General features: G+C 47.5%; 10 protein-coding genes and 1 tRNA gene. All 11 read left to right on the forward strand.

Going from position 1 to position 12,462, the window contains the following annotated elements:
- Positions 1-27 precede the first annotated feature (27 nt).
- Positions 28-1,269, forward strand: a complete 1,242-nt coding sequence (locus B1H56_RS03005; protein WP_066523660.1) for an oxidoreductase — start codon at positions 28-30, stop codon at positions 1,267-1,269.
- A gap of 156 nt (positions 1,270-1,425) precedes the next feature.
- Positions 1,426-1,514: transfer RNA gene (locus B1H56_RS03010), tRNA-Leu, on the forward strand.
- Between the two features lie 445 nt (positions 1,515-1,959).
- Complete coding sequence (locus B1H56_RS03015; RefSeq protein ID WP_066523658.1) at positions 1,960-3,003, forward strand: substrate-binding domain-containing protein; 1,044 nt, start codon at positions 1,960-1,962, stop codon at positions 3,001-3,003.
- 145 nt (positions 3,004-3,148) lie between these two features.
- Positions 3,149-4,660: a sugar ABC transporter ATP-binding protein gene (locus B1H56_RS03020; protein ID WP_066523656.1), complete on the forward strand. Its 1,512-nt coding sequence runs from the start codon at positions 3,149-3,151 to the stop codon at positions 4,658-4,660.
- Between the two features lie 14 nt (positions 4,661-4,674).
- Positions 4,675-5,643, forward strand: coding sequence for an ABC transporter permease (locus B1H56_RS03025; protein ID WP_066523654.1), 969 nt, complete (start codon positions 4,675-4,677; stop codon positions 5,641-5,643).
- Between the two features lie 227 nt (positions 5,644-5,870).
- Entirely contained in the window at positions 5,871-7,391 is a 1,521-nt protein-coding gene (locus B1H56_RS03030) for a xylulokinase (protein ID WP_066739632.1), read from the forward strand.
- A 17-nt stretch (positions 7,392-7,408) separates the two neighbouring features.
- Positions 7,409-8,200 carry a DeoR/GlpR family DNA-binding transcription regulator gene (locus tag B1H56_RS03035; RefSeq protein ID WP_242861985.1) on the forward strand — a complete coding sequence of 264 codons (792 nt, stop codon included), beginning with the start codon at positions 7,409-7,411 and terminating at the stop codon, positions 8,198-8,200.
- A 140-nt stretch (positions 8,201-8,340) separates the two neighbouring features.
- On the forward strand, positions 8,341-9,360 hold the full coding sequence (locus B1H56_RS03040) for a Gfo/Idh/MocA family oxidoreductase (protein ID WP_066523648.1): 1,020 nt from the start codon (positions 8,341-8,343) through the stop codon (positions 9,358-9,360).
- A gap of 11 nt (positions 9,361-9,371) precedes the next feature.
- Positions 9,372-10,415 carry an alcohol dehydrogenase catalytic domain-containing protein gene (locus tag B1H56_RS03045; protein ID WP_066523646.1) on the forward strand — a complete coding sequence of 348 codons (1,044 nt, stop codon included), beginning with the start codon at positions 9,372-9,374 and terminating at the stop codon, positions 10,413-10,415.
- Positions 10,416-10,429: 14 nt separating this feature from the next.
- Positions 10,430-11,386, forward strand: a complete 957-nt coding sequence (locus tag B1H56_RS03050) for a phosphotriesterase family protein (RefSeq protein ID WP_066523644.1) — start codon at positions 10,430-10,432, stop codon at positions 11,384-11,386.
- 29 nt (positions 11,387-11,415) lie between these two features.
- On the forward strand, positions 11,416-12,369 hold the full coding sequence (locus B1H56_RS03055; RefSeq protein ID WP_066523642.1) for a shikimate dehydrogenase family protein: 954 nt from the start codon (positions 11,416-11,418) through the stop codon (positions 12,367-12,369).
- Positions 12,370-12,462: the final 93 nt, after the last annotated feature.

Here is a 12,462-nt window from a genome sequence, read left to right on the forward strand (position 1 = left end):
TTAGAAAATTTTTAGGAGGATAGTGAAATGAGTTACAAGGAAACCCTGCTTGATCCGATTAAGATCGGGACAAGAGAGTGCAAAAACAGATTTTTTGTACAAGCGATGGAATGTACGGACGCGGATGCGGACGGCAATCCGACCGATCTCACCTATCAGAGATATGAGAACCTGTATAAAGGCGGATGGGGGCTAATCGATTTAGAGGCAATTTCCATTACGCAGGAAAGCCGTTCAAGACTGGCTCAACTGATGATTATGGAAAAAAATGTTCCGGCACTCACGAATTTTATGAAAAAGCTGAAGGAGGTAAACAAAGATCCGCTGATCGTATTCCAATTGACGCATTCGGGAGAACTGAGCAATCCGAAGTTCTCGCGCAGGGTTACTGTTATGCCTTCCTATAGCTATGGCGGAGACCTGCTTTCGGAAGAAGAAGTGGATAAAATCATTGACGATTTCGTTCTGGCGGCGAAGATTGCTCATGACGTTGGTGCGGATGGCATTGATATGAAGCTGTGCCATGGTTACCTTGGTTCGCAAATTCTGCGTCCGTTCAACAGCCGCAAGTGGAAATACGGCGGAAGCTGGGAGAACAGAAGACGCTTTGCTTTTGACCTGTACGAGAGGATTGCGAAGGAAGTCAATGATAAGAACTTCCTGATCGGTTCCAAAATCTCCGCATGGGAAGGCTTCCCGGGCGGATTCGGAACGGAAGGCCCGGATTCTCCGATTCTTGACCTGACAGAGCCGCTCGATCTGATTAAAGGCCTTGAAGAGCGTGGAGCGCAGTATATCGTTCAGTCCGCAGGCAGCCCGTCTATTACGGTTACACTTACGCAGGCAGAAAAGAACTATCCCTATATTGCCTACCTGCATCCGTATTTCCAGAAGGAATTCAAGAAGGTTCTTAAACCGGAGACTGTCCTGATTGGTTCCAACTATTCCGTATGGGGCAATGGCAACAAGAACTTGCAGATGATCGATCCGAAAGACAACACGATGTTCAAGGTTGGTTCGCATAATATCGAGAGAGGCATCGTCGATATGATCGGCCTTGGCCGGCAGTCCTTTGCTGATCCGCTGCTGCCTAAAAAGCTTGCGGACGGCAACGAGAAAGATATTCATTTCTGCACGCTGTGCGACAACTGCCTCGAGCTATTAATCAGGCAGGAGCACATTGGTTGCTGCACCTACAATAAGTATTACACGAACGTACTGGTTAACGTGCGAAAGGAAAAAGGGAAATTAACCCAAAATCATACCTGATTCAAAATAATTACAGCAGCTCCGGGGGGTCTGGACGACGGCCTCCCGGGGCATAATCTAAGTTGCAGCACGGAATGCAAAAATCATGACGGACCATATTGTATTACACCGGCATTTATGGTAAAATATATGGGTCAAATTGATATTTGTTTTTATGCCGAAGTGGCGGAATTGGCAGACGCACAGGACTTAAAATCCTGCGGGATTTAACCCCCGTACCGGTTCGATCCCGGTCTTCGGCACCAAAACCGTTCCTTGCGCTATTCCAGAGGAGCGGTTTTACCATATTAAACAGGTATTACATGCAAAAGCGCGTATCCGGCTGTGGATTTGGTATTGACAAATCTGCAAAAACTGATTATATTTAGAGAGCAAAAGATAATCATCAGGGTTTGGGGTATGTCGAATACAGGAGTGTTACGATTTTAATACAGAAAATCCTGATTTTTTTATGAGGTTTTACGAAAAGATAACAAAATGGTATCAAATAACAATATATGCTAGCGAAGGGTTTCGAAAAAGAAGAGAAAACAATAAACTTTTAATAACAAATAAAAAATAAATGTTGAAAAATGTATGCTCGTGAAGTATAATACATTTTAACAGGGTGAGAACCGCCCTAACACTTCTTGCTCAATATGGCATAAGCCGTTTGAGATATTCTAAGAACTAAGTAGGAGGAAACAAAACATGAAAAAGTCTTTGATTCTTGTGGTCTGCGTCGTTCTGGCAGTGGCCATGTTCGTAGGCTGTGCGGCTCCGGCTGCAACGCCTTCGGCGGAAGCGTCCACGGAAGCATCCACAGAAGCTTCTGCCGAAGCGTCCACGGAAGCATCTGAACCGGCGGCAGATGGCGAAGGTCCGCTCGTAGGTATTTCGGTACCGAACAACCCGACGGGTTGGGTTGCGGCAGTTCAGTGGTCTGCAAAGCAGAAAGCTGAAGAGCTCGGCCTCAACTACGTACTGGTTGCGTCCGACAGCGTAAACGATCAGGCAAACAAGATCGACGAGCTGATCCAGATGGGCTGCGAGTACATCGTTATGATGCCTGAGAACGACGAACTGGCAGTTGCTGCTCAGAAAGTTCTCGATGCTGGTATTACGCTGATCGACTTCGACCGTACTCTTGGCGACGTGCAGCCTGACTATTATGTAGCTGGTGACAACCCGGGCATGGGTGTTGCAGGCGGCGAATACATCGTTGACAAGCTTGGACCGGAAGGCGGCAAAGTTGTTATCATGAACATCCCGGCTTATGGCGAGATCTTCAAAGAACGTGTCGACGGCTTCAAATCCGTTGCGGCTGAGCATCCGGAACTTGAAATCCTTGGCGAATACGCTTCCGACAATGGCGCTCCCGAGACGGTTCTGACGGTTATGACGGACGTGCTGACCAAGCATCCGGAAATCGATGCGATCTATTCTTCCGACGATGAAATGTCCCAGGGTATCCTGCAGGCTATTAAAGAAAATGGCCGTACGGACATCAAAGTTATCACCGGTGGCGGCGGCGCGAAGACATACTTCGACCTGTTCGATGATTATCCGGACATCTGGGCTTCTTCTCAGACGTATGCTCCTTACATGATGGCGGATGCAGTACAGGTTGCTGCTGACCTGATCGCTGGTAAGGAAGTTGAGAAAGAACTCATCATCCCGACCACAAGCGTTGACCGCGAAAACGTTGAGCAGTATCTGAAAGACAACAACATCACGGAGGACGCTCCTTACTAAGCCTTGGCTTTGTAAAGAGGATTGTGACACTATGAGGAAATATCCAACGGGGCCATATGACCCCGTTGGATTATTTCAAGAGGATTTTTGTAACTGGCAGTGATGAGAGAGAATTGCCAGACCATGAACGAGGAGACATGCGTAAATGGAATATGCACTGAAAATGAATGATATCCATAAAGGTTTCGGCGGTGTTCCTGTGCTTAAGGGTGTTGATTTCAATGTTGAAACAGGAAAAATCCATGCGCTGCTTGGCGAGAATGGTGCCGGAAAAACAACACTGATGAATATCTTGGGCGGAGTCATTTCCATGGACAGCGGTAGCATCGAATTATTCGGAAACCAGGTAAAAATCAACAGCCCGGCAGAAGCCCAGAAGAACAGGGTTGCGTTCATTCACCAGGAATTAAATGTTGTAAACGACTTGTTCGTATACGAGAATATGTTCCTGGGCCATGAGCTGCGCAAAAAAAGCGGGGCGATGGATGCAAGCACGATGATCGACAAGACAAAAGAAGTTTTCGAGCGTATGCACGTTGATATAAACCCACGCGCAATGATGGGCGATCTGCAGGCGTCCTACAAGCAGATTGTAGAGATCGCAAAATCGATCCTGATGGACGCCAAGCTTATCATCATGGATGAGCCTACGACATCACTGACGCAGCCTGAGGTAGAAAACGTATTTGCGATCATGCGCAACCTGATCGAGGAGCATGGCGTTACCATTATCTTTATTTCGCACAAATTGGGGGAAGTTGTAGAGTTCTGCGATTATTATACCGTGCTGCGCAATGGCGAAATGGTAGGAACCCACCCAATCAGGGAAGAAAACGGAGAGCTTGCAAAACAGGCCGATATTGCCAGAATGATGGTTGGCAAAAGCGTTATGGATGTTGAGGTATATAAGCCCCATGAAATCGGAGAGGTTATCCTGAAGGCGGACGACTTATGCATCGACAGGCACGTTGAGCATGTAAGCTTCGACCTGCATGCGGGAGAAATCCTCGGTATCACCGGATTGCTTGGGGACGGCAAAGACGAATTGGTACGCGGTTTGTTTGGCGATATGCCTTTTAACAGCGGAACTATTGAGAAAAACGGGAAAGTTGTAAAGTATAATCATCCTGCGAAAGCGAAAAAAGCAGGCATTGGAATGCTTCCTTCCAACCGGAAAGAAAATGCAATCATAAAAGATCTGACGGTTATGCAGAATATGACGATCGTTACGCTGGATCAGTATAAAAACGGATTGTCCCTTTCGCACACCAAGGAAAGCAAAGTTGCTCTGGAATATAAAGAAAAACTAAATATAAAGGTGGACAATCTTGCCAATCTGATTACAAGCCTTTCCGGCGGAAATCAGCAGAAGGTAGTACTTGCAAAATGGTTGACCGCGAATCCTGATATTATGATCCTGTCAAACCCGACACAGGGTGTTGACGTCGGCGCTAAGAATGAGATTTATGGAATTATTATGGAACTTGCAAAAGCCGGGATGGGAATCATTGTCACTTCGGGTGAAGCACAGGAAATCCTAAAAATTTGCGACCGTGTATTGGTTATGTATCATGGCGTGCTTAAGGGAGAACTGCGTCGCAGCGAGCTCTCGGAAGAAGCCATTATGATACTCTCTACCGGCGGTGTATTAGATTGAGAGGGGGCAAAATAATGTCTGAAGAAGTAAAAGAGCTAAAAAAGAATACCGGGTGGCATAAATTTGTCAGAGAATATTCCATTATCCTGGTAGCCGTTGGACTGATTATCGTTGCTACGATTCTTGGCGGTTCGACGTTCATGAACGGGCAAAACTTTATCAATATATTCCGTAACAATACGGTACTTGGAATTATCGCCTTTGGTATGGCGTTTGTCATTATCACGGGAAACATCGACTTATCGGTCGGTACGCAGCTCGTTGTTGTTGGTATCGTCCTTTTGTCTGTGCTGAATGCGACGGGAAATATCGTTATTGCACTGATCGTGGCGGTATTGTTCAGCTGCGCATTGTCTGCGGGCGTAGGCGCGATCATAACAAAGGGACGTGTTCCTTCGTTCATCGTTACCTTAGGTATGCAGTACATTTACCGTTCTCTGGCGATATTTATTCTGGATGCCCGTGGGATTTCCGGCGAGGTAGATAATTTCCTGCAGATTTCAAACTATGAAATCGGTGGAGTCTTCCCGCTGCCGCTGATCTACTTTGCGGTTGTTTTCTTTGTCTGTTTCTACATTTCCAAGTATACGGTGCTCGGCCGGAGAATCTATGCGGTCGGCTCTAACGAGCAGGCAACCAGACTGTCCGGTATCGATACGGATAAGGTTAAGATTATGGCGTTTGTGCTGATGGGCCTCACTGTTGCAATCGCAACGATCATCGAAGCCTCGAGAATGAATTCCATCAACTCCGCATCTTCCGGTAATGGCTACGAGCTGAATGCAATCGCTATGGCGGTTGTCGGCGGTATCGCGATGGAGGGTGGCAAGGGCCATATGATTGGCGTTCTGTTCGGCGTTATCATTCTTGGTGTTATCAACAATATCCTGACGATCGTCGGCATGAACGTATATCTGGTCAATGCGGTAAAAGGCGCGATTATCATTGGCGCAGTATTGCTACAGCATAAGAAAAAAGATTAATAAAATTTCATGCTTTAAAAACAGAGTAAGACTCCTGTCCGCCAGTTTGGCGGGCGGGAGTCTTTTTTATGCCGAAAGGCCCTTACAATATCTAATATGGGAAAAACAGAGGAAATTTTCTTTTATATTGACACGCTTCTGCAGAAGCATTATAATGATAACAAACGAAAATAAACAATCGCAAATAAAAACATAAATCATGTGAAAATGAAACAGGGGGATTTATCATGCAGTATATTATTTCTTTGGATATCGGGACTCAGGGGACGAAATGTATTCTTTTTGATACGAATATGAATATGGTGGCGGACGCATTTGAAGTATCTAACCTGATTAGCCCTAAACCGGGGGTGGTATGGCAGGAGGCCGATGAAATCTATGGTTCCTGCGTACGAACTATAAAGGAAGTTATGGAAAAGTCTCAGATAGCGCCGTCGGATGTATGTTCCATTGGAATCGACAGCCAGTCTGCCGGAATTATGGGTGTGAGTGCTGACGGAGAGGCTTCCACATATTACGATTCATGGCTTGATATGCGCTGCGGAAAATATATGCATGAAATGCAGGAGCGGGCGGGCAAGCGGATCATTGAAATCTGCGGCGGACCGGCTTCTTATACGCATGGGCCTAAAATATTATGGTGGAAAAATGAACAGCCGGAAGCTTATGCAAAAACAGCAAAATTTGTGCTTCCAAGCGGATACGTCGTGGGGAAAATATGTGGTCTGAGGGGAGAAGAGGCAACCTTTACACATACTTGTATTCATTTCTCTAATTTTGGCGACAACCTGAAAAAGGAATGGTCGGAGGAACTGCTTGATCTCTTTGGGGTAGCAAAAGAGAAGATGGCACGGATCGCGTCCTCATTTGAGATCGCCGGGACGACGACAGCGGAATTTGCGAAGCAGAGCGGCCTGGTAGAAGGAATTCCAGTTGTAGTCGGTGCTGGAGATACTGCTGCGGGGGCCTTTGGCTCTGGAATCATAGAAGCGGGTATGTTGATGGATACGGCGGGGACGGCCTCGGTACTCTGCTGTGCGTCTGATGAATACCATCCTGATACGGAATTTGAAACGCTGGTACAGATGCCTTCTCCGGTCGAAGACCTGTGGCATCCGCTTGCGTATATCAACGGAGGCGGCCTGTGTATAAGATGGTTCCGGGATGAATTTACTGGAAAACCCGCCGCTTCCTATGATGAGCTGATGGCGGAGGCAAAAGACCTTCCTGCCGGAAGCGAAGGGATATTATTTGTTCCTCATTTCTGCGGGCGCGTTCTGCCTAACAATCCTTATGTAAAGGGAAGCTTTATCGGCCTCGACTGGAAGCATGGCAGGGGACATATGTATCGGGCTGTCATGGAGGGAATTGCCTATGAATATGCATATTATTTCAGTATTCTGAAAAAGGAGCATCAGAGCACAAAATTTGAAAAGCTGTATACAACGGGCGGCGGTTCCAAGAGCCCTCTTTTCAACCAGATTAAAGCAGATGTTTTAGGAATTCCTGTAGTAGCTTATGAACAGGGCGAAACGGCGCTTGCCGGAAGCGCGATTATTGCAGGTTGCGGAGCAGGCGTGTTCAGCGACTACAAGGAGCCGATGAAAAACCTTGGCAAGGAGGGAGCCGCTTTCCAGCCGAATATGGAAAATCATGAGAAATACCAAAAATATGCGGAGCAGTATCTGAATGTAATCAGCGCCCTGGAGCCGGTTTACAAGAGCGGCGTATATGAGATTGAAGGATAGGAAAGGAGGAGGGAGTATTGAACAAAAGTGGTGAAGACGGTATGTTTGCGGAAGAACGCAAGCATATGATTGTCGATTTGGTAAATAAGAATATCAAAACGACAGTAAATAATTTGTGCGAGGAGTTCTCCGTTTCCCCGGCGACGATCCGCAATGACCTGCGTGAGCTTGAAGAGGCCGGCCTCTTGAAGCGTACGCATGGCGGCGCGATCAGCAATATCAAGGCCAATTACGAGCCGAACGCCTATCAAAAGGAAATAGAGCATGTAAACGAAAAAAAGGCGATTGCAAAACGTGCGGCACAATATGTGCACGAGGGCGATACGATTGCCCTTGACACGGGGACTACAACCTTTGAGCTTGCCAAGCTGCTGGTGACGTACGAAAACCTGACGGTTGTGACAAACGATTTACAGATTGCGGCTTTTCTCGAGCGCAATGGCAAGGCGAACATTATTATGGCAGGAGGGGCGGTACGAAGGAATTTTCATTGCACCGCCGGACAGAAAGCGATCGATACGCTTTCCGACCTCAATGTGGATAAAACCTTTTTGGCGGCAAACGGCGTGAGTGCGAAACGGGGAATTTCGACTCCCAATATTGATACCGCGCATGTCAAGGAGAAACTGGTATCATTGGGTGATGAAGTCATTTTGCTTGTGGACAGCGCTAAATTCGATACGTCGACCTTTGTGAAGTTTGCCGACCTTAAGGGGATTGATTTAATTATTACCGACAGCGGAGTAGACCCTGAATATGTTGAACTTTTGGAACGCGAAGATGTGACGATTGAAATTGCTAAAATGTAAACAAAACGCTACTGTTTTCATGAAAAGCGAAAATAAATGATAATAAACTATTGCAAAACGATAATAAATTCAGTATAATAAAGGTAATGAAAAATTTGAAATTCCATATCAGATTTTGAGCGTTCCGGAGGAGGAAAACTATGAAAAACGGCAGAATTGGAATTTGTCTGATCGGCGCAGGACGTGCGGGAATGATCCATGCAAACAATTTTAAAAACAAGGTGAACGGCGCTTATATGGCGGCAGTTGTCGATGTTGTGGAAGATGCGGCAAAAGCTGCTGCGGAAGAACTGGAAATCACAAAATATTATACGGACTATAAAGAAGTACTGAAAGACGACGAGATTGACGCCGTGGTTGTGGTTTCACCCACCAATCTGCATAAAGATATCGTGATTGACTGCGCAAACGCGGGAAAACATATTTTTTGCGAAAAACCAATGGCTATGGATTCCCGGGAATGCGAGGAGATGGAAGCAGCCGCAAAGAGGAACAATGTGAAGTTGCAGATTGGCTTTATGAGGCGGCATGACGCAAGTTTTATCCAAGCGAAGGAAGTGATTGATTCGGGCGTAATCGGAGATGTCGTGCTGATTCGCTCCAATACGCGCGGACCCAGCAAACCGCGGCCGTGGATGTATGATATCAAGAAGAGCAACGGCGTCCTTGCCGAACTCAACAGCCATGATATTGACTGTGTAAGGTGGCTTGCCGGGAGCGAAATTAAGTCTGTCTATGCGATTGCGGGAAATTACCGGAACCGTGAAGTTGCAGAGGAGTATCCAGATTATTACGACAGCGTTGTAATGACGGGCGTATTCGAGAATGGAATCCAGTACTCCATCGACGGCGCCGCGTATGTGCAATATGGTTACGATGCGAAGGTGGAGGTCGTAGGCACGAAGGGCGTGATTCATATTGGGAAGGAAAACGGAAGCAACTATACGGTGGCAGCTCCGGAAAGCGGAATTTCCACGCCCTATATCAACAGTTGGATGACTCTCTTCAAGGATGCGTATCTGGCAGAGGACATTGGGTTTGCGGAGTGCATTCTGAACGATACGGAGCCGAAAGTAACGGGACACGACGGAAAAATGGCGGTAAAGATTGTAGAGATCGGGAACCAGTCGATTGCGGAAAAGCGCATTATTGAGCTTTGAGGAGGAAAACTATGTTAGCATTGAGATTATATGGACCGAATGATATCCGGCTGGATGATATTCCGGTGCCTGCGATTAATGAAGATGAGATTCTGTTGAAGGTAGACGCGGCGGCCGTATGCGGTACGGATGTCCGTATGTGGCAGAATGGCTATGCGGGAGTGGATGAAGCGCATCCGCGTGTGCTCGGTCATGAATTCGGCGGCACGATCGTTGAGGTCGGAAAAAATGTAAAATTCTATCAAAAAGGCATGAAAGTAGCGCTTGCGCCGAATATCGGCTGCGGAATCTGCGACAGATGTGTTGCAGGACAACCGCATTTGTGCGATAATTATAGAGCATTCGGAATTAATATGGACGGGGCGTTTGCCGAATATGTAAAAGTTCCGAAGGAAGCAATTATCTACGGGAACCTGATGGTGATGCCAGAGGGAGTGACCGCGGAAGAAGCGGCGGTGAACGAACCGCTCTCCTGCGCATATAACGGTTCGTTGAAATGCGATATCAAGCCAGGTGAATATGTTCTGGTTGTGGGCGCGGGGCCAATCGGTATCATGCATGCGATGCTTGCCAAGATGGCGGGCGCGGCGAAGGTTATGATGAATGACCTGTCGGCGGAACGCCTTGCGGAATGCGAAAAGATCATTCCGGGAATCGTGACGTATTGCGGTGAAGATCTTCCGGGATTTGTGAAAGAGCAGACACGTGGGAAAGGCCTTGACGTGGCGATCACAGCGTGCCCGGTGCCAGCTGTACAGGCGGCGATGCTTCCGCTTATGAACTATGGCGGCCGCGTAAATTTCTTCGGCGGCATACCGGCGTCAAAGCAGCCTGTTCCGATTGATACGAATCTCGTGCATTATAAGGAATTGTTCCTGACGGGTTCGACACGTGCAAGCATTTGCCAGTTCAGGCAGACCCTTGACTTTGTTTCGGAAGGCCTGATCGACATTAAGAGCATCATCACGGGACACTACGATATTAAGGATATCCTGGTAGCGTTTGATAATGCGAAAGCGGCAAAAGGACTCAAGAATGTAATAACATTCGGATAAAGGAATGGGTATAGATGAGTGATTTTGTAAGAACCGTAACAGGGGATGTTTCCCCAGAGACGCTGGGGCATTGCCAATGCCATGAGCATATTTTCCTCGAGATGGATAAGTCTTACGAGGTGACCCCGGTGCTGTATATGGACGACTACGAAAAATCTCTTGCTGAATTAAACGACTATCGCGCCGCAGGCGGCGGCGCGATAGTCGATGCACAGCCTGTTCTCGGCGGACGTATGGCGGAGCTGCTCGAAAAGGCTTCGGTGGAAAGCGGTATTAAGATTATTGCGTCCACCGGCTTTCATAAGACGGTATTTTATTACGAAAACAGCTATATCTTCGAGAAAGATGCAGACGAGATCACGAGGCTTTATATCGGGGAAATCGAAGACGGTATGCTTTCATCCAAACGGGATGGGGCAAAGCGCCTTGGCTGCCGTGCAGGGCAGATTAAAACGGCGATCGATAAAAATGGAATCCACGCAGATGCAACGTATGAAAAACTGTTTGAAGCTGCCGCAGGCGCGGCGCTCAGTACAGGAGCTCCCGTTATGGTCCACATCGAACAGGAAGCGGATGCGCTGCATGTTGTGGATTTTTTTGTGAAAAAGGGCCTTAGCACGGATCAGTTGATCCTGTGCCATCTGGACCGTGCGCGGTATGACTTCGGCTATAACAAAGAATGTGCGCAAACGGGCGCGTTTATGGAATATGACACCATCCATAGGCTGAAATACCACGACGATACGCAGGAAGCCGAGCTGATTGAGTTTATGCTCAAGGAAGGCTTTGATACACAGCTTTTGTTGGGACTGGATACTACAAATGCCCGCCTCCGCAGCTATGGCGCAGATATGGGGCTTGATTTTATCCTCAAAACGTTTATTCCGTTTATGGAAGGCCGCGGTGTAGAGGAACAAACCATGCATAAGATGCTCGTTGCAAATCCGCAGCAGGCATTGAAAATAAAGTAAGGAATAAGAAAAAAGGAGTGTGTAAGAAAATGTTTAACTTTGAACCCGCAACACAACCGACAATGTACTTCATTGGGGTAACGACAGGGAAATCTTCTATCATGAAGGTGTTCCCGGAATGGGCGAAAGCTCTTGGCCTGAAGGATACGGTCATGAAGGGAATCGATATCGAGATCCATGCCGAGCCTGAAAAATACAGAAAAGTCGTTGAATTCATCAAAAATGATCCGCTGTCCTATGGCGCGCTTGTAACGACGCACAAGATTGATCTCTACAACGCGACAAAAGATATGTTTGAATATCTTGATCCATATGCGCAGAAGTTTGGCGAGCTGTCGTCTATCTCCAAGCGGGGAGACAAGCTGTGCGGACACGCGAAAGACCCGATTTCGAGCGGTCTTGCACTGGAAGAGTTTGTTCCGAAAAATTATTGGAAAGACCATCCGGAAGCGGGTGTGTTTATCATGGGTGCGGGCGGAAGCGCGATCTCCATGTGCTCTTACTTTATGCGCCCTGAATTCGCAGGGAACTATCCGTCGGAAATCGTGATCGGCAACCGCTCCAAGCCGAGGCTAGATGAGATTGAAGCGATCAACAAAACGCTCAATCCGGGCAGCGTGAAGTGCTCTTATTATCTGACTCCCGAACCGGGCCAGAATGATAAGGTGATGGAAGAAATGGGCAAGGGGTCTTTGATTATCAATGCGACCGGCCTTGGGAAAGACCGCCCGGGCAGCCCGCTTACGGATGCGGCTCAGTTCCCGCAGGATGGTCTTGTATGGGAGATCAACTACCGCGGAGACCTTCTGTTTATGCATCAGGCGGAAGCGCAGGAGAAGGAAAAGAACCTCCATGTGGAAGATGGCTGGAAATATTTTATTTACGGCTGGACTCAGGTTATTTCGGAAGTGTTTGATATTCCGATCGAAGGCGAAGTTCTGGATGAGCTTGATAAGATCGCTGCGAAATTCAACCAGAGATAAACTAAAAATGGATCGGATTCCGCCGCCGGTCCGGCGGCGGAATCTTGTTTATCAATGATTACTCCCAGGCAGCGCTGTGAGCGCGCGGGGATT

Source organism: Christensenella minuta (genome assembly GCF_003628755.1).
GTDB classification, from domain to species: Bacteria; Bacillota; Clostridia; order Christensenellales; family Christensenellaceae; genus Christensenella; species Christensenella minuta.

Excerpts from the sequence above, each read along its gene's own strand:
- B1H56_RS03055 (WP_066523642.1), top strand. The coding sequence starts at position 11,416 with ATGTTTAACTTTGAACCCGCAACACAACCGACAATGTACTTCATTGGG.
- B1H56_RS03030 (WP_066739632.1), top strand. The coding sequence starts at position 5,871 with ATGCAGTATATTATTTCTTTGGATATCGGGACTCAGGGGACGAAATGT.
- B1H56_RS03050 (WP_066523644.1), top strand. The coding sequence starts at position 10,430 with ATGAGTGATTTTGTAAGAACCGTAACAGGGGATGTTTCCCCAGAGACG.
- B1H56_RS03005 (WP_066523660.1), top strand. The coding sequence starts at position 28 with ATGAGTTACAAGGAAACCCTGCTTGATCCGATTAAGATCGGGACAAGA.
- B1H56_RS03020 (WP_066523656.1), top strand. The coding sequence starts at position 3,149 with ATGGAATATGCACTGAAAATGAATGATATCCATAAAGGTTTCGGCGGT.
- B1H56_RS03025 (WP_066523654.1), top strand. The coding sequence starts at position 4,675 with ATGTCTGAAGAAGTAAAAGAGCTAAAAAAGAATACCGGGTGGCATAAA.
- B1H56_RS03040 (WP_066523648.1), top strand. The coding sequence starts at position 8,341 with ATGAAAAACGGCAGAATTGGAATTTGTCTGATCGGCGCAGGACGTGCG.
- B1H56_RS03045 (WP_066523646.1), top strand. The coding sequence starts at position 9,372 with ATGTTAGCATTGAGATTATATGGACCGAATGATATCCGGCTGGATGAT.
- B1H56_RS03015 (WP_066523658.1), top strand. The coding sequence starts at position 1,960 with ATGAAAAAGTCTTTGATTCTTGTGGTCTGCGTCGTTCTGGCAGTGGCC.